A 23,244-nucleotide genomic window follows, 5' to 3' on the forward strand; every position below is an offset into this window, starting at 1 on the left:
TCTCTAAAAGTCTAAAGACTCTAAAGGGGCGCTAGTATCTAAAGACACGAAAGGAGTGGCGTGTCAGAGAATCCGTTCAAGCCGTCGTTCGGCAAGACTCCCCCGCTGTTGGCCGGGCGTGATCCGCTGGTGTCGCAGTTCGGGGAGATGTTCCGCTCAGGCGAATGGACCCCAGCACGCATGAGCATCCTTCAGGGACTGCGCGGCATTGGCAAGACCGTGCTGCTCAACGCTATCGAGGACGCCGCTCACGAGAACGGATGGCTTGTGCTGTCCGAGACCGCACACACTGGCCTCGTCGAGCGTCTCACCGCGACCGCCCTGCCACGACTGCTGCGCGAACACGACCCACAGTCTCAGCGACGTGACGTCACAGCCGGCGGGATCGCCGCCGTGGGTTCGCTGACGACTCAGATCAGCGAGCGGCACCTGCCATCGCAGGACTTGCGCGACCAGCTGACGCTGCTCTGCGAGCTCGCGGCCGATCTCGGCATAGGCGTGCTGCTCACGCTCGACGAACTGCATGCCCACGCGTTGCCTGAGATCACACCGATCACCGTCGCGCTCCAGCACCTCCAGCGCGAGGACCGCGACATCGCCTTCGTCGGCGCCGGCCTGCCCGACAACATTAACGGCGTGCTCCAGGACAAGGGCACGACGTTCCTGCGCCGCGCGACACGGATCGATCTCGACTCGCTCACCATCGATGAGTCGCGGGCCGCACTCCACGATCCGATCGTCGTTGCCGGTCGCTCCATCGACTCGGATGCACTCGAGTATGCGGCGCTGGCCTCACGGGGCTATCCTTTCCTGGTCCAGGCGATTGGCTCGGCGGCATGGAGCGCGACGCCCCGCACCGACTCGATCACGATGGCCGACGTCGAGCAGGCATCCAGGCGCGCACACCGCACGATGGGACAGCACGTGCACGCACCTTCGATGAAATCGCTCTCGGCGACCGACCGCACGTATCTTGCAGCGATGGCGAACGATGCCGGACCGTCGCGCACGAACGCGATTGCGAAGCGCATGGGCGTGTCGATCGGCTATGCCTCGGTCTACCGCCAGCGACTCCTCGACGCGGGTCTGATCGAAGCACCCGAACGTGGCGTCGTGCGGTTCGCATTGCCATATCTGCGCGACTACTTGCGCGAACACTCCGTCGCGAACACGCTGAACCCGACTGCTCGGTCGACGTTCCCCGAGCACGAGCCGGACCTCGATGCCGGACTCAGGTGATGGCCTTCCAGTTCACCGACGACGTGATCGAGGCCGTCGTGCACCACATGAACGACGACCACGGCGATGACCAGCTCGCCATGGTGCGCGAGCACGCCCGGCCCCACGCCGCATCCGCCACCCTCATGACCCTGGGGGCGGATGGGTTGGCCTTCGACGTCGAGGTGCCCGAGGGTCCCGAGCTGGTCACCGAGCGCGTCATCGTGCCGTGGCCGATGCCCATCGTCGAGCGCACCGACATCCGCCGGGCCGTCGTGATGCTCATGCCGCGAGCGAACGGCGATTGACGATCCCTCGCATCCGCTGGCGCGGCGCGAGCGGGTAAGGATAGCCTTACTTCATGCCTCAGACCTCCGACCTCGCCGCACGGCTCCGCGCTGCGACCTGGTCGGCGCATCAGTCCGCAGCGGGCGACGCGTTCGTGAAGGGACTGCTGCGCGGCGAGCGCACCGTCGCCGACTACGCGCGCCTGGCCTCGCAGCACCTGGTCATCTACCGCGCGCTCGAGGCGGCCGTCGCCGCGAGCGGCAGCGGGCTGGCCGCGAGCCTGCACGACCCGGCGCTCGAGCGCGTCGCGGCCATCGAGGCAGATCTCGCCGCCCTCGGCGGGCGCGCCGATCCGACCCCGGCCACCGCCGCGTACGCCCGGCACCTCGCCGGCCTCGCCGCCGACCCCGTGCGGCTCGCGGCGCACCACTACACGCGCTACCTCGGCGACCTCTCCGGCGGCCAGCACATCGGGCGAGCGCTCTCGCGGCACTTCGGCGAGGCCACCACGAGCTTCTACCGCTTCGCGATCGACGACCTCGACGCCTTCAAGCAGCAGTACCGGGCGACGCTCGACGCCGCAGGGCTCGTGGCCGTCGACGAGCGCGCGCTGCTCGACGAGGCGGCGCACGCCTACGCCGCAGCGCACGCCGTGCACGCCTCGCTCGCCGACGAGGCGGCGATGGTGGCATGACCGTGGGCGCAGCGCACATCGGCGCAGTGCCGAGCCACCACGACGACGAGACCGAGGGCCTCGCGCCCGCCGCATTCGTCGACGGCCGCTACGACGCCGACGGCGACCCCACGCGCGAAGAGTCCCTGGCCCGGCTGCTCGGCGGCGGCAAGGCTGCCATCGAGGGCAGCGTGCCGCCTGTCGTCTTCCTGATCGCTTGGCTCGTGAGCGGCGGCGAGCTGCTCACCGCAGTGCTCTGGTCGCTGGCCGCGAGCGCCGCCACGCTCGTCGTCGCGCTGGTGCAGCGCCGCAAGCCGCGCGCGGTGTTCATCGGCATGCTCATGACCGTGATCGCGGCGATGATCGCCTACTACACGGGCGAGGCGCGCAACTTCTTCCTCATCCAGCTGCTCTCCAACGCCGCGAGCGCGCTCGCCTGGACGGTGTCGATCGTGATCGGCTGGCCGTTCCTCGGGCTCATCGTCGGCGGCCTGATCGGCACGAAGGTGCGCTGGCACAAGGATCCCGTGCTGCTGCGCGCCTACCAGCGCGCCTCCTGGATCTGGGTGCTGCAGTACGTCATCCGCGTGGTCGTCTTCACCGTGCTGTGGTGGCTCGACGAGACCACCTGGCTGGCGATCATGCGCGCGGCGCTCACCTATCCGCTCATCATCGCCTGCATCGCCGTCTCCGGCTGGGTGCTGTTCGCGGCCATCCCGAAGTCGCACCCGGGCATCCGCAAGCCGCAGGTGGCGCTGGCCGAGTGAACCCGCGCTGCCCGCGCAGGTTCTCCACAGGGCGCCTCATGACCGTTGCGGATGCGTCGGGCCCGGCGTACAGTTCCGGGCAAGCAAGCGATGCGGACCGACCAGGCGCCTTCACCAGTTCTTGCATATGAGCAAGCGCCACTGAGCCAGTCCGCATCGCTTCTTCTCTGCCCTGTCCCGCCTCGGCGCGCTGTGCTGCGCACGGCGGGGTGCCGCTTGTGCGCGCCCTGGGCCCCTCCGTGCCGAGGTGCTTGCGCACCCCGCGCTCTTGTCCTATTGTACTAATCACTTAGTACAGCAACACAGACGAGGGCGGCGATGGCGTTCGACAGCACGCAGCCGATCTGGCACCAGCTGGTCGGCGAGTTCTCGCGGCGCATCGTCGCCGGCGTGTGGCAGCCCGGCACGCGCATCCCCGCGGTGCGCGAGCTTGCTGCAGAGCTGCAGGTCAATCCCAACACCGTGCAGCGCGCGTTCGGCGAGCTCGAGCGCGACGAGCTGGTGCGCTCCGAACGCACCAGCGGCCGCTTCGTCACCGACGACGGCACCCGCATCAGCGCTCTCCGGCGGCAGCTCGCTGCCGACGCGGCGGCGCAGTTCACCAGCCGCGCCCGCGGCGTCGGCCTCAGCCTGGCCGACGCGCAGACCCTCCTGGCAGAGAGATGGGACGACCATGACCGCCACAGCGAACCCGCCCGCGACGAAGCGAGGGGATGACAGCGTGACCAACGCGATCGAGATCCACGGGCTCGGCAAGTCGTACGGCTCCCTGCGGGCCATCGACGGGCTCGACCTGACACTCCCCTACGGCCAGGTGATCGGCCTGCTGGGCGAGAACGGCTGCGGCAAGACCACGCTGCTGAAGGTGCTCGCCGGCGTGCTCGCCGAGTACGAGGGCGAGGTCAGCATCGCCGGCCACGAGCCCGGCACGGCATCGAAGGCACTCGTGTCCTTCCTGCCCGACGTCAGCTTCCTGCCCGACGGTGCCACGGTGGCCGCCTGCCTGCGGCTGTACGGCGACTTCTTCGCCGACTTCGACGCCGCCAAGGCGCGCGAGCTGATCGGCTTCTTCGGGCTCGAGGAGCGGATGCGGCTGCGGGAGATGTCGAAGGGCATGCGCGAGAAGGTGCAGATCGCGCTCGCCATGGCGCGGCGGGCGCGCGTCTACCTGCTCGACGAGCCGATCTCGGGCGTCGACCCGGCGGCGCGCGACGTCATCCTGCAGGGGATGCTGCGAGGCCTCTCCGAGGATTCGCTGCTGCTCATCTCCACCCACCTGATCCACGACCTCGAGCCCATCCTCGACGGCGTCGTCCTCATGCGGCGCGGCCGTGTGGTGCTCGCCGGGCAGGTCGACGACCTGCGCGCCGAGCACGGCACATCCATCGACCAGCTCTTCCGGGAGGTCTACCGATGATCGGCACCCTGCTCAAGCACGAGGCGATCCGCACGCGCGGGTTCCTCCTCACCATCGCGGGCGCCGGGCTCGGCCTCGCCGCCGTCGGCGCGGCGCTGGCCGTCACCGGCTGGCCGGTGCTGTCGCAGTTCGGCCTGGTGCTCGGCGCCATCGGAGCCTTCGGGCTGCTGCCGGCGATGCAGCTCGCGCTCGCCATCGACTACTGGCGCAGCGGCTACGGCCGCGTCGGCTACTTCACGCAGTCCCTGCCGATCCGCGGCTCGCGCATCTACGGGGCGAAGCTCGCCTGGACCGGCATCGTGGTGGTGCTCGGCGTGCTCGCCACGCTCGCGCTCTGGCTCGTGGTGATGGTCGCCTCGGCGCAGACCATGTTCGGCATGGCGCCGGGCGCGCTGCTCGAGCAGATCGGCGAGGTGCTGCGCGCGGCGTACGCGGCAGCCCCGTGGCTGGTCGCCCTCGGCGTGCCGGCGACGCTGCTGCTGCTCTACGGCTTCAACACCGTGATGTACGACGCGGCGGCCTCGCTCGGCTCGGAGCGCTGGCTGCAGCGGCTCAGCTGGGGTGGGCCGGTGCTGGTCTGGTTCGGCCTCTACGCGATCGCGCAGGTCGTCATGCTCGTCGGCATCCTCGCGATCCCGTTCGGGCTCGGCGTGACCGCGACCGGCGACTTCGGCTTCGTGCCGGCAGACCTGCTGGGCGCCATGCTCGCCGACCAGAGCGAGCTGCAGCTGATGCCCATCGGCTTCGTGCCGGCGATCATCGTGATGGTGCCGCTGCTGATCTGGCGGACGGCCTATTCGTGGAACCACAAGGTGGCGCTGGCGTAGCCCGGGGCCCGGGACGGGCCCCGGCGCTGGGTTCCGCCGGCACGAAGATCAGGTCCAGCGGCGACGCCGCGACGCGAGTAGCCTCCCTCGCATGAGGGAGCTGCCGGTCGCACCGGAGACGGTCGAGCGGGTGCGCGCGGCCATGCGCGCCGCCGACCGCCGCACCTTCCTGCCCGCCAGCGTGCGCCAGCTGGCCGACGTCGATCGGCCGATCGGCATCGGCTGGGACGCCACCAACTCCCAGCCCTCCACCGTCGCGCGCATGCTCGAGCTGCTCGACGTGCGAGCGGGGCAGCGGGTGCTCGACGTGGGCGCGGGCTCCGGCTGGACCACCGCGATCCTCGCCGAGCTCGGCGCCGACGCGGTGGGTGTCGAGCTCGTGCCGCAGCTGGTCGAGCGGGGCAACGCCAACCTGGCGGTGCATGCCGCCGCCACCCACGGCACCGCACCGACCGGCGCCGCCGCCGCGCGCATCCGCCCCGCCGTCCCCGGCGTGCTGGGCCTGCCGGAGGAGGGCCCGTGGGATCGCATCCTGGTCTCCGCCGACTTCGGGCGCACGCCCGACGCCCTCGTGGCGCAGCTGGCCGAGGGCGGGCGCATGGTGGCGCCGGTCGCCGGGGCCATGCAGGTGGTCGAGGTGCGCGACGGCCGAGCGCGCACACGCACCGACGGGATCGGCTACGCCTTCGTGCCGCTGCGGGAGTGAGGCTGCCGCCCGCGCCGCTCTTCCCGAGCCCCGACGCGTCGTGCGCGCCCGCTCGCCGAGCGGCTCGCGGCAGGCCGCTGTCGTAGGGTGTGCGAACGGATGTGAGGAGACCGGATGCCCGCGACCGCCGAGGAGTTCGAGGCACGGCTCGCGCGCACCCGCGCGCGCATGATCCGCAACGGACTCGACGGCCTCGTGATCGTCGATCCGGCGAACCTGCACTACCTCACCGGCTACGACGCCTGGTCGTTCTACATGCCGCAGCTGCTGTTCGTGCCGCTGCACGGGGAGACGTTCCTCATCATGCGCGAGATGGATGCCGGCGGCGCCCACCGCACCGCCGACACCATGCCCGCCGAGCGCATCCTCGGCTACCCCGAGTCGCTCGTCCACCAGCGCAACGTGCACCCCTTCGACTGGGCCTGCGAGCAGCTGCGCGCCCGCGGCTTCGGCAAGCGCGGCCGGGTCGGCTACGAGGGCGAGGCGCACTTCCTGTCGGTGCGCTCGTTCCTGGCGCTGCAGCGCGGCATGCCCGAGTGGCAGCTGGTCGACGCGCACGACCTCGTCAACTGGGTGCGGCTGGTCAAGAGCCCCTACGAGCTCGACCTCATGCGCGCCGCAGGCAAGGTCGCCTCCGCCGCCATGCGCGCGGGCATCGACGCCGTCGCCGACGGCGCGCGGCTCAACGACATCGCCGCCGCCATCCAGTTCGCGCAGGCCACCGGCGTCGAGGGCGCGGAGGGCGACTACCCGGCGATCGTGCCGATGCTGCCCGCCGGCGCGGCCGCCGACACGCCGCACATGACCTTCAGCGCCCGCCGCCTCGACGCGCGCGAGACCGTCTCGATCGAGCTGGCCGGCGCCCACCGCCGCTACCACGCGCCGCTCGCCCGCACCCTGTCGCTCGGCCGCCCGGAGCCGCGGCTGCAGCGCATCGCCGAGGTCGCCGCGGAGGGCCTGCAGCTCGTGCTCGACGGACTGCGGCCCGGCCGCACCGTCGCCGAGGTGCACGGGCTGTGGCAGTCGCACATCGCCAAGGAGGGCGTCGAGAAGGCCTCACGGCTCGGCTACTCGATCGGCATCGGCTACCCGCCCGATTGGGGCGAGCGCACCGTCTCGATCCGCGGCGACGACCAGAACATCATCGAGGCGGGCATGTGTCTGCACGTGATCGCCGGCATGTGGATGTCGGGCTACGGCTGCGAGATCAGCGAATCGGTGGCGGTCACCGAGGCGGGCGCCGAGGTGCTCACCTCCGCGCCGCGCGAGCTCATCGTGAAGGAGTGAAGATGACGGATGGGTCCACTCCCGTCGGGCGCGCCGGCACTGCGCCCGACGCCGCAGGCGATGCCGCGATCGCCGTCGAGCGAGCACTCGCGCTGGTGGAGGATGCGACCATCGTCGCCGACGCCTCATCGCTCATCCTGGCGGCGAGCGAGAACCCCGGCGGCACCGAGCTGCACACCGTGCGGGTGCTGGAGTCGATCGCCTCGCGCCTGGGCGGCCGCACCGAGCGCACGACGGTGGCGCCCGATCGCCCCAACCTGTCGATCCGCTTCGGCCCCGATGCGACCGCTCAGCGACCGGCGGTGCTCATGCTCGGCCACAGCGACGTGGTGCCCGCCGGCGAGGGATGGACGGCGAACCCGTTCAGCCCGCGGGTCGCCGACGGCTGGCTGACCGGCCGCGGCGCCACCGACATGAAGGGCGGCATCGCCGCCGCGCTGCAGGCGATGGGCGCCGTGCACCAGGTGCTGCCGCAGCTGCCGCTCGAACTGCTGGTCACCGTCGACGAGGAGGATCTCGCGACCGGCATCCAGGCGCACATCGCGTCGACCGAGGGCGCAGCGCCGCTCGGCCGCTACCTCGCGTGCATCGTCGCCGAGCCCACCGACCTGGCGGTCGTGATCGCCTGCCGCGGCGCCGCCAACCTGCTGGTCGAGGTCACCGGCCGCGCCGCGCACGCCGGCCGGCCCGAGGACGGCGCGAGCGCCATCACCACCGCGGCGCGCATCGCCAGCTGGATCGCCGAGGATCACGACCGGATGCGCGCCGGCGCCGGCGGGCTGCTCGGCTCCGCCACCTGGAGCGTCGGCCGCATCGAGGGCGGCCACGGCACCTCCATCGTGCCGGATCGCTGCACGCTGCTGGTCGACCGGCGGCTGATGCCTGACGAGACGGGCGAGCAGGCGCTCGCGCAGCTCGAGGCGGGCATCGCCGGCCTGCCCGGCATCCCCGGCTGCACCGCGCACGCCAGGCTGCAGATGGAGATGCCGGGGTTCGAGACCGACCCGACGCATTCGCTCGTGCAGGCCGCCGTGACGGCCCTCACCGCGGAGGGCGCCGAGGCGCCGATGGAGGCGTGGACGGCCGCCTGCGAGGGCGGCTTCATCGCCCGCCACCACGGCTGCCCGACCATCATCCTGGGCCCGGGCGACATCACCTCGCAGGCCCATCAGCCCGACGAGCGCGTCGCCATCGCCGACCTCGCGACAGCCGCACGCGCGTACACTCGCATGCTTGTAGATCTCCACACCACCACCAGCAACCCCCGAGCACGACCCGACGCACGACCTGAAGCACGATCCTGAAGCACGACCCCCAGGCACCAAACCAGAAGGGACACGGCCATGACCGAGCAACCAGCAGCAGGGGCGCGACCAGCGCACGAGCCGCCCCCCATCACCCGTGAGAACGATCTCTCGGCGCTCCAGCGCACGACCGTGAAGAAGTCGGTCATGGGCGCGATGGCGGGCAACGCCATCGAGTGGTTCGACTACGGCATCTATGGCTACCTCACGGTGCACCTGTCGAACCAGATCTTCGGCGGCTCCGAGAACTCGGTGCTGTGGGCGCTGTTCGGCTTCGCGATCTCGTTCCTCATCCGCCCCATCGGCGGTGCGATCCTCGGGCCCCTCGGCGACCGGATCGGGCGCCAGAAGGTGCTCGTCTTCACGATCCTGCTGATCTCGATCTCGACCGCCTGCATCGGCATCCTGCCGACCTGGGACATGGTGGGCTGGCTCTCGCCCGCGCTGCTGTTCCTGCTGCGCATCATCCAGGGCTTCTCGGCCGGTGGCGAGTACGCCGGCGCGGCGGTCTACATGGCCGAGCACGCGCCCGACGACCGGCGCGGCTTCTGGGGCTCGTTCCTCGAGTTCGGCACGCTGCTGGGCTTCTCGATGGCGGCGATCCTGGTGACGGCGCTCGAGTTCATCGTCGGCTCCGACGGCATGGAGGCCGGCTGGTGGCGGCTGCCGTTCCTGCTCACCCTGCCGCTCGGCATCGTCGCGCTGCTGATGCGCAAGAACCTGCACGACTCCGACACCTTCAAGGAGGCGCAGGAGCAGGACACCCGCACGAGCGCCTGGCAGACGCTGCGCGACCTCGTGACGCAGCAGCCGAAGCAGCTGCTGAAGATCATGGGCATCACCGTGCTCATCAACACCGGCTTCTACCTGGTGCTGACCTACATGCCCACCTACCTCAACACATCCCTCGACATGGATGCGACGCAGGCGGGCATGATGCTGGTCGCCGTGCAGCTGGTGATGATGGTCGTCATCATCCCGCTGGGCGCGCTCACCGACCGCATCGGCAGGCGCCCGGTGCTGCTGACCGCGGCGGCCGGGTTCACGCTGTTCTCGATCCCGGCGATCATGCTGCTCGACACCGGGGTGATCGCGCTGCAGATCCTGGGCCTGTCGATCTTCGGCATCTTCCTGGTGATGCTGCTGTGCAACATCTCGGCGACCCTGCCAGCGCTGTTCCCGACCACCGTCCGCTACGCGGGCTTCGCGCTCGGCTACAACGTCGCGACCTCGCTGCTGGGCGGCCCGGCCGGCCTCATCAACGAGGCGCTCATCGACAGCACCGGCTCGACGCTGGTGCCCGGCTTCTACATGACCGTCGCGGGCATCATCGGCCTGATCGCGATCTGGACGTTCAACGAGACGGCGGGCCGCAGCCTGCGCGGCGACGTCGTGCCGGGCGAGGACGACCTCGACCGGGTCGCCATCGGCCAGGACCTGATCGGCAAGGTGCACGACCCGAACAACGAGCTCGAGGCGGTGCAGGCGCGCGCCAACGGCACGGGGCCGAACCGCACGATCGACTGATCGAGCGCGGTCCCGCGCGACGCGGCGGGGATCCCTTCGGGGCATCCCCGCCGTTTCGCGCGACGGGGCCCGCGCAGAGCAGGCAGCTCAGAGCGGGCCGCTCAGAGCAGACCGCTCAGAGGAGACCCCGTTGGCGGGCGACGTGTACGGCGCGCGAACGGCTGTCGACGTCGAGCTTCGAGAAGATGTGCACGAGGTGGCTCTTGACGGTCGCCTCGCTGACCAACAGCGACTTGGCCATCTCGCGGTTGCCGGCGCCGGTGGCGAGCAGCCGCAGCACGTCGTGCTCGCGCTCGGTCAGCCTCGGCAGCGGGTTGCGGATGCCCTGGATCACCCGGGCGGCGAGGTCCGGCCCGAGCACGGTGTCGCCGCGCGCCGCGCGCTGGATCGCATCGATGATGGCGGCGGGCGCGACGTCCTTGAGCAGGTAGCCGGCGGCACCGGCCTCGATGGCGCCGAGGATCTCGGCGTCGCGGTCGAAGGTGGTGAGGATCAGCACCGCGGGCGCCGGCGCGAGCGCGCGCAGGGCCGCCGTGGTGGCGATGCCGTCCATGCCGGCGCCCAGCCGCAGGTCGCACAGCACGACCGCGGGCCGCAGGTGCTCCGCCAGCACCACGGCCTCCTCGCCGGTGGCGGCCTCGCCGACGACGCTGAGGCCCTCGGATGCCTCCAGCACGGCGCGCAGGCCGCTGCGGACGACGGGGTGGTCGTCGACGAGCAGGATGTCGATGGTCATGGCCGCTCCTGGGTGGGGGTGGTCGCGGTGGTGGCCGTCTCGGGATCCGCGCGCTCGGCGAGGTGCAGCGGCAGGTGGGCGGAGAGCGCCATGCCGTCGCCGGGCGCGCTCTCGATGTCGAGGCCGCCGCCGAGCTCGCGCAGCCGGGCGCGCATGAAGCGCAGACCGTAGCTCGACGAGCCGGAGCCGCTGGCCTCCCAGGCACGCGCATCCATGCCCTGTCCGTCGTCGATGATGTCGAGCCGCACGGCGTCGCCCGCGTCGATGAGGCTCACGACCACGCGCGATGCCGCGGCATGCTGGCGCACGTTCGCGAGCGCCGACTGCGCCGTGCGCAGGAGCGCCACCTCGACCGGTGTCGGCAGCAGCGGCAGCGAACCGTCGACGTGCAGCTCGGTGGCGATGCCGGCCTCCTCGCCGAGCCGCTCGAGCATGCGCCCGATGGCTGCCGCGAGCGCGTCGTCGAGCTCTGCCGGGGCCAGCGCGGCCACGATGCGGCGCACGTCGCCGAGGCTCTCGCTCGCGAGCGTCTCGACCTGCTGCAGCGTGCGGGTGGCGGAGGGGTCGGCGGTGCGCCCGTGCTCGGCGTGCGCGAGCAGGTGGATGGAGGCGAGCGACTGCGCGACGGTGTCGTGGATGTCGCGCGAGAGCCGGGTGCGCTCGGCGATCGCCCCCGAGTGCCGCTGGGCGAGCGCCAGCTCGTCCTGCAGGTCGGCGGTCTCGCGCTGCGCCCGGGCGAGCGAGTCGACCAGCCGCTCGCGCGCGGCGGCCTCGCGCAGCAGCTCGAGGTAGCCGCGCGAGATGCCGAGCGCGAAGACGCCGCCGATCAGCGGGCCGAAGACGTTGGCATAGCTGGTGCCGCCGTGGTGGAGCAGCGGGGCGAGCACGACCACCGCGAACACCGCGGCCGAGAACACGATCGCCCAGGCGCCCGGCAGCAGGTGCCCGGCCAGCAGCCACAGCAGGAAGGCCACCCAGACGAACTCGGCCGAGACGGCGGCGGCCGCGACCCAGACGACGACGAAGCCGAGCAGCCACCAGGTGACGCCGCGCCTGGAGCGGGTCCTGCCGATCAGGAGGGCGCCGGCGGTGTGCCAGGCGAGGATCGCCAGCCCCGCCACGATGGCGGCCGCGGCCGGCGTGCCGTCGCCGATCGCTCGGATGACGCCGATCGTGGTCAGCGCGGCGGCCATCACATGCTGACCGATCGCCATCGCGCGGGCGACGGAGCCGACCGCTGCGGCGCCGTTCCCTGGGGCGCCGATCCCTGCGGCGCCGATGCGGGCGGGGCCGGCGATTGCCGACCCCTCCCCCTCAGGCCGCGACAGCGGCAGGTGCACGAAGCTCATGGTTCGATTCTCCGCTGTCTGCCCGATTCCTGCCCGGCCACCAGATGCGATCGCCCAGGATGCCGAAGATCGCCGGCACGATCACGGTGCGCACGATCAGCGTGTCGACCACCACGCCGAGCCCCACGATGAGGCCGAGCTGGCCGAGCGTCACGAGCGGCAGCACGCCCAGCGCCGCGAACACCGCCGCCAGCACGATGCCAGCGCTGGTGATGACGCCGCCGGTCGAGGCGACCGCCCGCACCATCCCCTGCCGCGTGTCGTGCGTGCGCGCCTCGGCGCGAGCGCGGTGCACGAGGAAGATCGTGTAGTCGATGCCGAGCGCGACCAGGAACAGGAACGCCAGCAGCGGCACCTGCAGATCGAGCGCGGGCTGGTCGAACAGCACCCGGCTGAGCCACGAGCCCGCGCCGATCGCCGCGAGCGCGCTGGCCACGTTGACCAGCAGCAGCACCACGGGCGCGACGAGCGAGCGCAGCAGCACCAGCAGCACGAGGAAGCTCACCGCCAGCACCAGCGGAGCGATCAGCAGCAGATCCTGCAGGTTGCCGGCGCGCGCATCCAGGTCGGTCGCGACCGCGCCTCCGACCAGCGCATCCGCCCCCCGCACCTCGTGCGCGGCCGTGCGCAGCTGCTCGGTGAGCGCGAGCGACTCCTCGGTGCCGGGCGCGTGCTCCCCCGTCACCATGATCTTCGCGAGCGTGCCGTCGGCGGTCTCGGCGACCGGGTGCGCGCGCACGACGCCCTCGAGCGGCGCGACCGCGGCGACCACGGCCTCCGCGTGGTCCGCATCCGCCACGATGAAGCTCGGCTGCGCCTCGCCGGCGGGGAAGTGCCGCGCGAGGGTCTCGAGACCGGCCGCCGACTCGGACTGCACCCGGAACCGCTCGAGCTGGTCGAGCCCGATCGAGGTGCCGAACAGACCCCCGGCCATCACTGCCAGCACGGCGAGGCCGGCCGCCAGGCTGAGCGCCGGCCGGCGCATCACGCGGGCGGCGATCGCCCGCCAGGCGCGGCCGTGCGTCGCGCCGGAGCCGGGGCGCGGCACGAACGGCCAGAAGACGCGGCGGCCGAGCAGCGCCAGCACCGGCGGCAGCGCGAGCAGCACGGCGGCGAGCGCGATCAGCAGCCCGAGTGCGGAGGAGAGCCCGAGGCCGCGGGTGCCGGGGATGACGGCGAGCACGAGGGTCAGCAGCGCCAGCACGACGGTCACGTTCGAGGCCAGGATGGCGGGCGCGGTGTGCCGCCAGGCGGTGCTGAGCGCCAGGCGGTGGTCGTCGGTGCGCAGCAGCTCCTCGCGGTAGCGCGAGATGAGCAGCAGCGCGTAGTTGGTGCCGGCGCCGAAGACCAGCACGCTGATGATGCCGGCGTCGAACTGCAGCCCGAGCGCCGCGCCGAGCGCCGCGGTGGCCTTGCCGGCGAGCTGGTCGGCGAAGGCGACGACCGCGAGCGGGATGAGCCAGAGGATCGGCGAGCGGTACGTCACGATCAGCAGCACGGCGACGATCAGGATCGTCACGATCAGCAGCGTGAAGTCGGCACCTTCGAACGACGACGCGACATCGGCGCCGAAGGCCGGGCCGCCGGTCACCTGCAGCTGCAGCCCGTCGATCGCGTTCGCCGCGAGCGCCTCGCGCAGCCCCGAGACGACCCCGGCGGTCTCGCCGTTGCTCTCCCCCACCGTGATCGGCGTGACCAGCAGCGCGGCCCGGCCGTCATCGCTCACCAGGGGGCCGGATGCGTCGGCGCCGGTCTCGTCGTCCAGCACCGGCAGGAGCGCCGTCAGTGCCGCCTGATCGCCGGCCGTCAGCGCCCCGGCGTCGTCGCGCGAGGCGACCACGAGCACCGACTGCTGGTCGGCGTCCGGGAACCGCTCGAGCAGCTCGGCCACCTGGGCCGACTCGGAGTCGGCCGGTGCGGTGTCGCTGCCGGCGGGCAGCTCGGCGCGGCCGAAGAGACCGAAGAGCAGGGCGAAGCCGACCAGCACCAGGCCGAGGCTCACCCACGCTCCGCGGCGGGAGGTCAAGCGGTCAGAGAGGGGCACGCGCCCACGAGCGGAAGTCATGCATCCATCCCACCGACTTCGCGCATCCGTGGCATCGTGAGCACGGTTGCTTCCCGTCTCAACCGTTCGATGGAGGCGCGGCCCTGGCGCCGCTATCTCTATATATGTAGTGTGAGCGCATGCCGCGACCGCTCTCCCGCATGACTCCCGCGACGCTCGACGTGCTCGCGCAGCTGCTCGAGCGCGACGCGCCCACCTGGGGCCTGGCCATCGCCGGCGCGACCGGCCGGCCCACGGGCTCGGTCTATCCCATCCTCGAGCGGCTCGAGTCGCATGAGTGGGTGGTGAGCGAGTGGGAGGCCGACGGCGTGCGCCCCGGAGCCCGCCGTCGCCTCTACCGCCTGACGCCCGATGCCCGCGAGACGGCGACGGATGCGCTGCGGCACGCCCACGAGCGGGCCGCGGCCGCGCGGTCCAAGACCGCCGGCCGGGCGAAGCCCGCCCTCGGCGCTCGCCCGCGACCGGCACTGGGCGGTGCGTCGTGAAGGGCCGCCTGACGCAGGGCGTCGTCGAGCTGGCCGCCGCGTCGCTTCCCTGGGCGATCCGCGACCGCTACCGCGAGGAGTGGCTGCACGACCTCGCGCACGCCGCCGAGGTGGGTGTGCACCCGCGCGATGTCGCCTGGGGTGCCGTGCGCACCGCAATCACCGCTGACCGGATGCAGGCACCGAGCACGGCGCACGCGATCCTTCAGGCGCGGTTGCGCATCGACTCGGCAGGCACGCACGGGACGATCGCGATGACGCAGCTCGTCATCATGTTTGTGACCGGTGCCGGAGCCGGCAGTGGCATGGGCGTAGGCGTCGGCGCGCCCACCGTCGTCGGTGTCCTGCTGGCTCTCACGGCGCTCATCCACTCGGTGTTCATCGTCGTGCAGCTGCACCTCGCATGGACCGTCATCGGCGGCGCGATCCGGTTCGCTGCTCTGCTGTGGGGCCTCGGCATCGTGCTCGCGCTCGCCGCTGCACTACTCGCACTCAACCGCGTCGACCAGTGGTGGATGCTCTCGTGGGGCGCCGGAGCCTGTTTGGCAGCCTCCTCGATCCTCGCCGACGCCCGGAAGCCGCCGAAGCCCGTGCTGCGCCACCATGTGCGCCCAGGCTCCCGGTACAGGCTCGTTCTGGCAGGTGGTGCCGTGGGGGTGCTGACGATCGCCCTCGCCGTCCTCGACGCCACGGCCCTCGTGCCCCAGCGCTGGGCCGCAGCCATGCCGCTCGACGCGGCGTGGGCGGCCGTGGGCGCATCGGGCGGCCCGAGCTCTCCGCTCGCCGCTGGTGCGCAGCTCGCGGCGCTCATGCTCGTGCCGATCGTCCTGTGCCTGTTCGTCGCGGGGCGCTGGGCGCGCTCTGAGCGCGGCATCCTCGGCTGGGTTTCTTCCGGCTCCCTGCTCGCAGCCTTCGTCGCGTTCTTCCACGCGACCGCGCTCACCCTCGGCTTGCCTGTCACGACTTCCACCCCGGTCTACGTCATCTTGCCGCTGGTAGCCGGGGCGCTCATGGAGCTCGTCTACCGGGGACTCCCCCGCCTCGCCGCGCTGCCGCCCGCGTCCGTGCCCCTGCCACCCGGGCCTTGGCACGTCGAGCTCGATGTCCCGAGCAGAGGACGCGTCACCGGATGAGGACGTTCTGTCCTCGTCTCGCGACGGATCGCGAATGCTTCCTCTGCTCGTGACGGTCGCCCGCGAGGCGGGCCGGCTCGGCGAGCAGGTCGCTCGAGCGTGCGCGCGGCGCGGCCGGAGATGAGGAACGGCCCCGGGGTGGAGCCCGGGGCCGATCGTGCGCGAGGGGGGACTTGAACCCCCACGTTCTTGCGAACACTGGCACCTGAAGCCAGCGCGTCTGCCAATTCCGCCACTCGCGCGAAGCCCGCCGTGCAGCGGGCAACTCAACGAGAATATCAGGTTCCTAGCCTCGCCGGGTACGCTAACGGCGGCTGATGGGAGGTGAGCACGCACAATGGGATTCCTCGATTCGATCGAGCGCGGCCTTGAGAAGGCCGTCAACGGCGCCTTCGCGAAGACGTTCCGATCCGGCGTCGAGCCGGTCGAGATCGCCAGCGCGCTCAAGCGCGAGCTCGACACCCAGGCCAGCGTCGTCTCGCGCGACCGCATCCTGGTGCCGAACCGGCTCACCGTGCGCCTCGCACCCGCCGACTTCGAGCGCCTGCGCCGCCTCGGCGACTCACTGCTCGACGAGCTCACCGGCACGCTGCAGACGCACGCGCGCCAATCGGGCTACTCGTTCCCCGGCCCCATCGATCTCGGTCTCGAGCCCGACGAGGGCATGACGACGGGGATGCTCGACATCTCCTCCGACTCGGCCGCCGGTGAGGTCGTGTGGACGGCCGTCGTCGACATCAAGGGCAAGCGCTATCGGCTGCGCAAGGGCAGCACCGTCATCGGGCGCGGCTCGGAAGCCGACATCACCGTCGACGACGCCGGCGCCTCCCGAAAGCACGCCGAGATCGTCTGGGACGGCACCCGCGCCCAGGTGAGCGACCTCGGCTCCACCAACGGCACCACGCTCAACGGCAGGGCGCTGGGGAGCGCGCTGCTCGAGCCCGACTCGATCATCGACATCGGTGCCACACGCATCGTCTACCGCGTGCTGGCACAGTCGAAGGAGCAAGCGTGAGCGACCTGACCCTCATCGTCATCAGGATCGGCTTCCTCGCGCTCCTGTGGCTGTTCATCTTCATCGTCCTGTACTCGCTGCGCAGCGACCTGTTCGGCCCGAAGCTCACGCCGCTGCAACGGGTGGCGGTGCAGAGCGCCAGGTCCCGCGAGAGCGGCGCGGCGCCCACCGCCCCGTCCGACTCAGCCGACGCACCGACCACCGTGACCGAGCGGGCGAGCGCGGGCAACGCATCCGCTCGATCGGGTGACGCGACCCGCATCGTGATCACCTCCGGGCCGCGGTCGGGCCTCGAGCTCGACCTGCCGCAGACCGGCCTCACGGTCGGCCGCTCCTCGGGCAGCGGGCTGCAGATCAAGGACGACTACACCTCGAACCAGCACGCCAAGATCGTGCGCTGGCGCGACCAGTGGGTCGTGCAGGACCTCGGCTCCACCAACGGCACCTTCGTCGAGGGCGCGCGCATCAGCGAGTCGACGCCCGTGCGGGTCGGCTCCGCCGTGCGCATCGGCACCACCACGTTCGAGCTGAGGCGCTGAGCTTGAGCACACCGCTCGCGGCCGCGATCAGCCACGTCGGCCGGATCCGCACGGAGAACCAGGACTCCGGCTACGCGGGAGCGACGCTGTGCTTCGTGGCTGACGGGATGGGCGGGCACGCGGGCGGCGACGTCGCGAGCGCCATCGTCACCCGCAGGGCCCGCGAGGCCGACCGCGAGTACGAGACGCCGCAGGCGGCCGCCGAGGCGCTCGCCGCGGCGCTGCGCGAGGGCAACGACGCGCTGCAGCAGGCGATGCTCGAGCACCCGGAGCTGACGGGCATGGGCACCACCGGCTCCGGCATCATCCGGGTCGGCGACCAGATGGGCATCGCGCACATCGGTGACAGCCGCATCTACCGCTACCGGGTCGGCGCGCTCGAGCAGATCTCCACCGACCACACCTTCGTGCAGAAGCTGGTCGACGCCGGCCGCATCACCCGCGAGGAGGCCGAGCACCACCCGCGGCGCAACGTGGTCATGCGCGTGCTCGGCAACGTCGAGACCAACCCCGAGATCGACATCCTGATCGAGCAGACGCTGCCCGGCGACCGCTGGCTGGTCTGCTCCGACGGGCTCTCGAGCTACGTGGACGAGGATCGCATCCGCGCCATCCTCGCCCAGGGGCTCGACACGCCCTCCACCGTGCAGCGGCTGGTCAACGAGTCGCTCTCGCGCGGCGCCCCCGACAACGTCACCGTCGTGATCTGCGACATCGACGAGCGGCGCTCGTCATCGATCGAGCCCACCACCGTCGGCTCCGCCGCCGCGCCCATCAGCTACGAGGCGGTCGAGCCCGAGCGCACCTCGGTGAGCCTCGGCCAGCTGCTGCTGCACCCGCGCCAGTCGCGCATGCAGCCGGCGTTCGAGCACTTCGAGCCCGAGAGCGAGGAGTTCCTGCAGGAGCTGCTCGCCGAGCAGCGCCGCATGCGCCGCACGCGCCGCATCACCTGGGGCATCGGGGCGAGCCTGGCGATCATCGGCATCGTCGTGCTCTCGGCGGTGTTCTACAACTGGACTCAGGATCGGTACTTCGTGGGCGTCAACGACGCCGGCAATGTCGCGATCTACCAGGGCATCCAGCAGCAGATCGGCCCGATCGTGCTCGCCACCCAGGTGGAGGAGACCGACATCGCGATCGACGACCTCACGCCGTTCAACCAGCGCAACGTCGAGCAGACCATGTCGGCCGGCTCGCTGGCCGCCGCGCAGGCCATCGTCGAGCGATTGGAGCCGTCACCGTGACGCACCAGTCGGCACCGCGCGACCAGGCCGCTCCCAGCAACGCGCTCCAGACCGGCATCGTGCAGCTGCGCGACGTGACCGAGGCCATCAAGGTACGCATCCGCAACCCCGCGAAGCTGCGCAACCTCGAGCTGTTCCTGCTCATCGTCGCCTGGGTCATCGCCGGCGGCGCCATGGTGCTCGTGCAGCTCGGCGCGCTGCAGACCGTCGACCTCTTCCCGCTGCAGCTCGCCGCGGGCCTCGGCGTGCTCACGCTCGCGCTGCACGTCGCCCTGCGCGTGGTCGCGCGTGAGGCAGACGCGATCATCCTGCCCGTCGCGACCGTGCTCAACGGGCTCGGCATCGCGATGATCTACCGCATCGACATCGCTGAGGGCCTGACCGGCTGGGACGCCGCCTCGATGCGGCAGATCGCCTGGACGGGCGTCGCCCTGATCATCGCGATCGTCGCGATCATCGTGGTGCGGAACCACCGCGTGCTCGCCCGCTTCCGGTACCTGGCGATGGCGATCGCCTTCCTGCTGCTGATCCTGCCGCTGATGCCCGGCATCGGGCGCACCATCAACGGCGCGACGGTCTGGATCGGCATCGGCCCGTTCTCCTTCCAGCCCGGCGAGCTGGCCAAGATCGCGCTGGCGATCTTCTTCGCGGGCTACCTGATGACCGCGCGCGACTCGCTCTCGGTGGTGGGCAGGAAGGTGCTCGGCGTGCGCTTCCCGCGACTGCGCGACCTCGGGCCGATCCTGGTGGTCTGGGCGATGTGCATGCTGGTGCTCGTCTTCCAGCGCGACCTCGGCACCTCGGCCCTCTACTTCGGCCTGTTCCTGGTGATGATCTACGTCGCCACCGGGCGCCGCTCGTGGATGGTCATCGGCGTCGGCCTGGTCGCGCTCGGCGGCGTCGCCGCCTACCTCTCGCTCGGCTACGTGCAGCGCCGCATCGACGCCTGGATCCACGCCTTCGACCAGAGCGTCTACGAGGCGCAGGGCGGCTCGTTCCAGATCGTGCAGGGTGTGTTCGGCATGGGGCAGGGCGGGCTGCTGGGCACCGGGCTGGGCCTCGGCAGGCCAGACATCACGCCCTACGCCAACAGCGACTACATCATCCCCTCGCTGGGCGAGGAGCTCGGCCTCGCCGGCATCTTCGCGATCCTCGGCCTCTACCTGATCCTGGTCTCGCGCGGCATCCGCATCGGCTTCCAGGGCCCGGATGACTTCACCAAGCTGCTGGGCGTGGGGCTCGCGTTCGTCATCGGGCTGCAGGTGTTCATCGTCGTCGGCGGCGTCACCCGGCTCATCCCGCTGACCGGCCTGACGACGCCGTTCCTGGCCGCCGGTGGATCGTCGCTGCTGGCCAACTGGCTCATCGTCGCGCTGCTGCTGCGGTTGAGCGATTCGGTGCGCGGAAGGGGGATCGTATGACCGACGCCTCGAGGGAGCAGAGCATGCGCCGGCCCATCCGGCGCGTGAGCACGCTGCTGCTGATCATGTTTGTCGGGCTGTTCGGCTCGTCGACGATGATCCAGGCCGTGCAGGCCGATGCGCTGCAGGCCGACCCCCGCAACACCCGCACCCTGTACGACTCGTTCGCCGTCGAGCGCGGCTCGATCGTCGTCGACGGCGTGCAGGTGGCCCTCTCGACCCCGTCGAACGACGAGTTCGAGTGGCAGCGCGAGTACCCGATGGGGCCGCTCTACGCGCACGTCACCGGTTACAACTCGCTCGGCCAGGGCAGCCGCGGCGTCGAGGACGCCATGAACGAGGAGCTGACGGGCACCGCCAACAGCCAGTTCTTCGACCAGATGCTCGCGACCCTCACGGGCGAGAGCCCCGCCGGCTCATCGGTCGAGCTCACGATCGACGCGCAGGCGCAGCAGGCGGCGGCGGATGCGCTGGGCGACCGGGAGGGCGCGGTCGTCGCGCTCGATCCCGACACGGGCGACGTGCTCGCGATGTACTCGAGTCCCACGTACGACCCCAACCCCTTCGCGAGCCACAGCACCGCGGCCGTCACCGAGATCTACGACCAGCTGCTGAACGACCCCGACGACCCGCTGTTCAACCGCACCATCGAGGGCGATCTCTACTTCCCCGGCTCGGTGTTCAAGGTGCTGGTGCTGTCGGCGGCACTGGAGTCCGGCCGCTACACGCTCGACTCGGAGTTCGACAACCCTGCGGAGCTGCAGCTGCCGCAGTCGTCGAGGATGATCCGCAACGCCTCGCGGGAGACCTGCGGGCCGGACGAGACGGTGACGCTCGAGACGGCGTTCATCCTCTCCTGCAACATCCCCTTCGCGCAGCTCGGACTGGAGCTCGGGCAGGATGCGATCGCGCAGCAGGCAGCGGCATTCGGCTACGGCGAGCAGCTGGAGATCCCGCTGCGCGTCACCCCCAGCACCTATCCCGCCGACATGGACGACGCGCAGACGATGCTCTCGTCGTTCGGGCAGTTCGACGTGCGCGTCACGCCGCTGCAGATCGCCATGACGACGGCGGCGATCGCGAACGACGGCACGATGATGCGGCCCAACATGGTGGACCGCGTGCTTGCGCCGAACCTCGACGTCATCACCGACCCGGAGCCCACCATCCTGGGCAACCCCGTCTCCGCCGACGTCGCCGCGACGATGCGCGCGGCGATGGAGCTCGGCGTCGAAGAAGGACTGGCCACCAACGCTCAGATCCCGGGCGTCAGGGTGGGCGGCAAGACGGGCACCGCAGAGAACGACGCCGCGACGGACGCGCCGTTCAACCTGTGGTTCACGGGGTACGGAGAACTGGACGATCAGAGCGTGGCAGTCGCCGTTGTGGTCGTACCAGATGAGAACATCGTCGGTGACACTTCAAACGTGATCGCCGCGCCAATCGGGAGAGCAGTGATCGAGGCGGTGCTGAACTCATGAGACCATCCAGCGGACTCACCTTCGGTGGGCGATACCAGCTGACCAGCCGGATCGCCATCGGCGGCATGGGCGAGGTCTGGCAGGCGACCGACCAAGTCATCGGTCGGACCGTCGCGCTCAAGATCCTCAAGGACGAGTACATGGGCGATCCGGGGTTCCTCGAGCGCTTCCGCGCCGAGGCCCGGCACGCCGCGCTCGTCAACCACGAGGGCATCGCGAACGTGTTCGACTACGGCGAGGAGGAGGGCAGCGCCTTCCTCGTGATGGAGCTCGTGCCCGGCGAGCCGCTCAGCGCCATCCTCGACCGCGACCGCACGCTCTCTGCCGACAAGGTGCTCGACATCGTCGCGCAGACCTCTGCCGCGCTGCATGCCGCCCACCAGGCGGGCCTCGTCCACCGCGACATCAAGCCCGGCAACCTGCTCATCACGCCCGAGGGACGGGTGAAGATCACCGACTTCGGCATCGCCCGCATCGCCGACCAGGTGCCACTGACCGCGACCGGTCAGGTGATGGGCACGGTGCAGTACCTCTCGCCCGAGCAGGCCTCCGGCCAGCAGGCTGCGCCGTCGACCGACATCTATTCGCTCGGCATCGTCGCCTACGAGGCGCTCGCCGGCCGCCGGCCGTTCACAGGCGAGTCGCAGGTGGCCATCGCCATGGCGCACATCAACGACGCGCCGCCGGACCTGCCCGGCTCGGTGCCCGAGCCGGTGCGCAACCTGGTGCTCTCGTGCATCGCGAAGACGCCGGCCGACCGGCCCACCTCGGCCGCGCACCTCTCGCGCGCCGCCACCATGCTGCGCCGCGGCGACATCGCCGGCGCCGCAGCGATCGTGCCCGGCATCGCCTCGACCGACTCGTTCGCGACGATCGACTCGCCGACCCAGGCGGCCACGCGCGTCATCACGACGCAGTCCAGCCCGGCGACCGCGGCGCTGCCGGTCGCCGCAGCAACGACCGCGACGGCCCGCACCCGTGAGCGCCGCCGCACGAATCCGTGGATCTGGCCGGTCGTGATCCTGGCCGTGCTGCTGGTGGCGGCGGGCGTCGCGATCGTCCTGATGCTGCTCAACCAGCAGCAGGCGCCGCCGCAGGCCTCCGACACCTCGCAGGTGCCCACCGGGCCGGCCGAGGTGGTCGTCGTCGAGTCGGCCTTCATCGGCATGACCGAGGCCGAGTTCCGGGACGCCGTCGAAGCGCTCGGACTGGTGCCCGAGGTGACCACGGGAGACCCCGCGACGAACCCCGACGACGTGGCGACGATCTACGCCGTCGCCCCGACCGGCTCGGTGCCGGAGGGCTCGACCGTGACCGGCACCATCCATGCCCCCGTCGCTGCGATCGAGGACCCGACGACCGCGGCCCGGTTGCAGGGTGGCGGCGACCCGGACGCGCTCGAGCCCGGCACCGCCTACGTCATCGAGTGGGACGCGGCCACGTGCCCGGCGGGCTACGCGCTCGACGGCTACGACGTGACCATCAACTGGGCAGACGGCTCGGAGCAGGTCGAGCCCACCGGGGGTGCGCAGCTCAACATCACGCAGATGCCGGTCGGTGAGAACGACTTCGCCTACACCTACGACTGCGCCATCGAGGGCGGTCAGACGCTCACCAGCGGTGCATCGCCCGTGCTCACACTCACGGTCGTGGAGCCCGAGCCCGAGCCCACGCCGGAGCCGACGCCGGAGCCCACGCCCACGCTGCCTGAGGCGACGCTGCCCGTCGTGCCCCCCGAGGGGCCCTGACTCGGCGCGTGACG

22 protein-coding genes and 1 tRNA gene are annotated in these 23,244 nt (G+C 71.3%); 19 read left to right on the top strand and 4 right to left on the bottom strand.

The genetic code is table 11. The annotated features are described in order from the left end of the window. The first annotated feature begins 60 nt into the window (after positions 1-60). From J1M46_RS11525 to J1M46_RS11575, 11 genes are all read left to right on the top strand, one after another. A complete protein-coding gene (locus J1M46_RS11525) occupies positions 61-1,239 on the top strand; it encodes an AAA family ATPase (RefSeq protein WP_206447929.1) in 1,179 nt (392 codons plus the stop codon). Beyond that, complete coding sequence (locus J1M46_RS11530; protein ID WP_206447930.1) at positions 1,239-1,526, top strand: DUF2470 domain-containing protein; 288 nt, start codon at positions 1,239-1,241, stop codon at positions 1,524-1,526. Before J1M46_RS11525 ends, J1M46_RS11530 begins: the two co-directional genes overlap by 1 nt. Positions 1,527-1,579: 53 nt before the next feature. Continuing rightward, complete coding sequence (locus J1M46_RS11535) at positions 1,580-2,200, top strand: biliverdin-producing heme oxygenase (protein ID WP_206447931.1); 621 nt, start codon at positions 1,580-1,582, stop codon at positions 2,198-2,200. Beyond that, positions 2,197-2,946, top strand: a complete 750-nt coding sequence (locus J1M46_RS11540; protein WP_206447932.1) for a DUF3159 domain-containing protein — start codon at positions 2,197-2,199, stop codon at positions 2,944-2,946. Before J1M46_RS11535 ends, J1M46_RS11540 begins: the two co-directional genes overlap by 4 nt. Positions 2,947-3,264: 318 nt before the next feature. Continuing rightward, positions 3,265-3,663 carry a GntR family transcriptional regulator gene (locus J1M46_RS11545; RefSeq protein WP_206447933.1) on the top strand — a complete coding sequence of 133 codons (399 nt, stop codon included), beginning with the start codon at positions 3,265-3,267 and terminating at the stop codon, positions 3,661-3,663. Between the two features lie 4 nt (positions 3,664-3,667). Beyond that, positions 3,668-4,363 carry an ABC transporter ATP-binding protein gene (locus tag J1M46_RS11550; RefSeq protein ID WP_342384368.1) on the top strand — a complete coding sequence of 232 codons (696 nt, stop codon included), beginning with the start codon at positions 3,668-3,670 and terminating at the stop codon, positions 4,361-4,363. Continuing rightward, positions 4,360-5,190 (top strand): hypothetical protein, encoded by an 831-nt coding sequence (locus tag J1M46_RS11555; RefSeq protein WP_206447935.1) that lies wholly within the window; start codon positions 4,360-4,362, stop codon positions 5,188-5,190. Before J1M46_RS11550 ends, J1M46_RS11555 begins: the two co-directional genes overlap by 4 nt. A 91-nt stretch (positions 5,191-5,281) precedes the next feature. Further along, on the top strand, positions 5,282-5,896 hold the full coding sequence (locus J1M46_RS11560) for a protein-L-isoaspartate O-methyltransferase family protein (RefSeq protein ID WP_206447936.1): 615 nt from the start codon (positions 5,282-5,284) through the stop codon (positions 5,894-5,896). Positions 5,897-6,010: 114 nt separating this feature from the next. Further along, positions 6,011-7,183 (top strand): M24 family metallopeptidase, encoded by a 1,173-nt coding sequence (locus J1M46_RS11565; protein ID WP_206447937.1) that lies wholly within the window; start codon positions 6,011-6,013, stop codon positions 7,181-7,183. Positions 7,184-7,185: 2 nt separating this feature from the next. Continuing rightward, positions 7,186-8,487: a M20 family metallopeptidase gene (locus J1M46_RS11570; protein ID WP_206447938.1), complete on the top strand. Its 1,302-nt coding sequence runs from the start codon at positions 7,186-7,188 to the stop codon at positions 8,485-8,487. A gap of 39 nt (positions 8,488-8,526) precedes the next feature. Beyond that, on the top strand, positions 8,527-10,014 hold the full coding sequence (locus tag J1M46_RS11575; RefSeq protein WP_206447939.1) for an MFS transporter: 1,488 nt from the start codon (positions 8,527-8,529) through the stop codon (positions 10,012-10,014). A gap of 115 nt (positions 10,015-10,129) precedes the next feature. On the opposite strand, the gene J1M46_RS11580 is transcribed toward J1M46_RS11575, so the two are convergent. From J1M46_RS11580 to J1M46_RS11590, 3 genes are read right to left on the bottom strand one after another with little or no spacing between them, the layout of a single operon-like run. Then, positions 10,130-10,750: a response regulator gene (locus J1M46_RS11580; protein ID WP_206447940.1), complete on the bottom strand. Its 621-nt coding sequence runs from the start codon at positions 10,748-10,750 to the stop codon at positions 10,130-10,132. Next, positions 10,747-12,099, bottom strand: a complete 1,353-nt coding sequence (locus J1M46_RS11585) for a sensor histidine kinase (RefSeq protein ID WP_241249106.1) — start codon at positions 12,097-12,099, stop codon at positions 10,747-10,749. Before J1M46_RS11585 ends, J1M46_RS11580 begins: the two co-directional genes overlap by 4 nt. Continuing rightward, complete coding sequence (locus tag J1M46_RS11590) at positions 12,065-14,164, bottom strand: MMPL family transporter (protein ID WP_206447941.1); 2,100 nt, start codon at positions 14,162-14,164, stop codon at positions 12,065-12,067. Before J1M46_RS11590 ends, J1M46_RS11585 begins: the two co-directional genes overlap by 35 nt. Positions 14,165-14,283: 119 nt before the next feature. On the opposite strand from J1M46_RS11590, the gene J1M46_RS11595 reads away from it, so the two are divergent. Together J1M46_RS11595 and J1M46_RS11600 are read left to right on the top strand one after the other, a co-directional pair. After that, positions 14,284-14,649 (top strand): PadR family transcriptional regulator, encoded by a 366-nt coding sequence (locus J1M46_RS11595; RefSeq protein ID WP_206447942.1) that lies wholly within the window; start codon positions 14,284-14,286, stop codon positions 14,647-14,649. Continuing rightward, positions 14,646-15,782 carry a hypothetical protein gene (locus tag J1M46_RS11600; RefSeq protein ID WP_206447943.1) on the top strand — a complete coding sequence of 379 codons (1,137 nt, stop codon included), beginning with the start codon at positions 14,646-14,648 and terminating at the stop codon, positions 15,780-15,782. Before J1M46_RS11595 ends, J1M46_RS11600 begins: the two co-directional genes overlap by 4 nt. Before the next feature lie 158 nt (positions 15,783-15,940). Here J1M46_RS11600 and J1M46_RS11605 read toward each other — a convergent pair. Then, positions 15,941-16,024 (bottom strand) — tRNA-Leu (locus J1M46_RS11605). A gap of 95 nt (positions 16,025-16,119) precedes the next feature. On the opposite strand from J1M46_RS11605, the gene J1M46_RS11610 reads away from it, so the two are divergent. Genes J1M46_RS11610 through J1M46_RS11635 form a run of 6 tightly spaced genes read left to right on the top strand, consistent with a single transcriptional unit; the run spans position 16,120 to position 23,230 of the window. Beyond that, on the top strand, positions 16,120-16,797 hold the full coding sequence (locus tag J1M46_RS11610) for an FhaA domain-containing protein (protein WP_206447944.1): 678 nt from the start codon (positions 16,120-16,122) through the stop codon (positions 16,795-16,797). Beyond that, positions 16,794-17,336: an FHA domain-containing protein FhaB/FipA gene (locus J1M46_RS11615; protein ID WP_206447945.1), complete on the top strand. Its 543-nt coding sequence runs from the start codon at positions 16,794-16,796 to the stop codon at positions 17,334-17,336. Before J1M46_RS11610 ends, J1M46_RS11615 begins: the two co-directional genes overlap by 4 nt. A gap of 2 nt (positions 17,337-17,338) precedes the next feature. Next, positions 17,339-18,580, top strand: a complete 1,242-nt coding sequence (locus J1M46_RS11620; protein ID WP_206447946.1) for a PP2C family protein-serine/threonine phosphatase — start codon at positions 17,339-17,341, stop codon at positions 18,578-18,580. Between the two features lie 56 nt (positions 18,581-18,636). Further along, entirely contained in the window at positions 18,637-20,001 is a 1,365-nt protein-coding gene (locus J1M46_RS11625; protein WP_206448709.1) for an FtsW/RodA/SpoVE family cell cycle protein, read from the top strand. A 23-nt stretch (positions 20,002-20,024) separates the two neighbouring features. Next, the gene (locus J1M46_RS11630) at positions 20,025-21,482 is read left to right on the top strand and encodes a peptidoglycan D,D-transpeptidase FtsI family protein (RefSeq protein ID WP_206447947.1); all 1,458 of its coding nucleotides are present in this window, start codon (positions 20,025-20,027) and stop codon (positions 21,480-21,482) included. Then, positions 21,479-23,230, top strand: a complete 1,752-nt coding sequence (locus J1M46_RS11635; RefSeq protein ID WP_206447948.1) for a protein kinase domain-containing protein — start codon at positions 21,479-21,481, stop codon at positions 23,228-23,230. The genes J1M46_RS11630 and J1M46_RS11635 overlap by 4 nt, the downstream gene beginning before the upstream one ends. Positions 23,231-23,244: the final 14 nt, after the last annotated feature.

Origin of the sequence: Agrococcus sp. KRD186 (assembly GCF_017168255.1) — a bacterium.
Lineage (GTDB): Bacteria > Actinomycetota > Actinomycetes > Actinomycetales > Microbacteriaceae > Agrococcus.

What these genes read in the sequence shown, in the direction of transcription:
- J1M46_RS11630 (WP_206447947.1), top strand. Translation starts at nt 20,025, where the DNA reads ATGCGCCGGCCCATCCGGCGCGTGAGCACGCTGCTGCTGATCATGTTT.
- J1M46_RS11575 (WP_206447939.1), top strand. Translation starts at nt 8,527, where the DNA reads ATGACCGAGCAACCAGCAGCAGGGGCGCGACCAGCGCACGAGCCGCCC.
- J1M46_RS11590 (WP_206447941.1), bottom strand. Translation starts at nt 14,164, where the DNA reads ATGACTTCCGCTCGTGGGCGCGTGCCCCTCTCTGACCGCTTGACCTCC.
- J1M46_RS11635 (WP_206447948.1), top strand. Translation starts at nt 21,479, where the DNA reads ATGAGACCATCCAGCGGACTCACCTTCGGTGGGCGATACCAGCTGACC.
- J1M46_RS11530 (WP_206447930.1), top strand. Translation starts at nt 1,239, where the DNA reads ATGGCCTTCCAGTTCACCGACGACGTGATCGAGGCCGTCGTGCACCAC.
- J1M46_RS11610 (WP_206447944.1), top strand. Translation starts at nt 16,120, where the DNA reads ATGGGATTCCTCGATTCGATCGAGCGCGGCCTTGAGAAGGCCGTCAAC.
- J1M46_RS11535 (WP_206447931.1), top strand. Translation starts at nt 1,580, where the DNA reads ATGCCTCAGACCTCCGACCTCGCCGCACGGCTCCGCGCTGCGACCTGG.
- J1M46_RS11585 (WP_241249106.1), bottom strand. Translation starts at nt 12,099, where the DNA reads ATGAGCTTCGTGCACCTGCCGCTGTCGCGGCCTGAGGGGGAGGGGTCG.
- J1M46_RS11570 (WP_206447938.1), top strand. Translation starts at nt 7,186, where the DNA reads ATGACGGATGGGTCCACTCCCGTCGGGCGCGCCGGCACTGCGCCCGAC.
- J1M46_RS11560 (WP_206447936.1), top strand. Translation starts at nt 5,282, where the DNA reads ATGAGGGAGCTGCCGGTCGCACCGGAGACGGTCGAGCGGGTGCGCGCG.
- J1M46_RS11555 (WP_206447935.1), top strand. Translation starts at nt 4,360, where the DNA reads ATGATCGGCACCCTGCTCAAGCACGAGGCGATCCGCACGCGCGGGTTC.
- J1M46_RS11565 (WP_206447937.1), top strand. Translation starts at nt 6,011, where the DNA reads ATGCCCGCGACCGCCGAGGAGTTCGAGGCACGGCTCGCGCGCACCCGC.
- J1M46_RS11545 (WP_206447933.1), top strand. Translation starts at nt 3,265, where the DNA reads ATGGCGTTCGACAGCACGCAGCCGATCTGGCACCAGCTGGTCGGCGAG.
- J1M46_RS11580 (WP_206447940.1), bottom strand. Translation starts at nt 10,750, where the DNA reads ATGACCATCGACATCCTGCTCGTCGACGACCACCCCGTCGTCCGCAGC.
- J1M46_RS11595 (WP_206447942.1), top strand. Translation starts at nt 14,284, where the DNA reads ATGCCGCGACCGCTCTCCCGCATGACTCCCGCGACGCTCGACGTGCTC.
- J1M46_RS11540 (WP_206447932.1), top strand. Translation starts at nt 2,197, where the DNA reads ATGACCGTGGGCGCAGCGCACATCGGCGCAGTGCCGAGCCACCACGAC.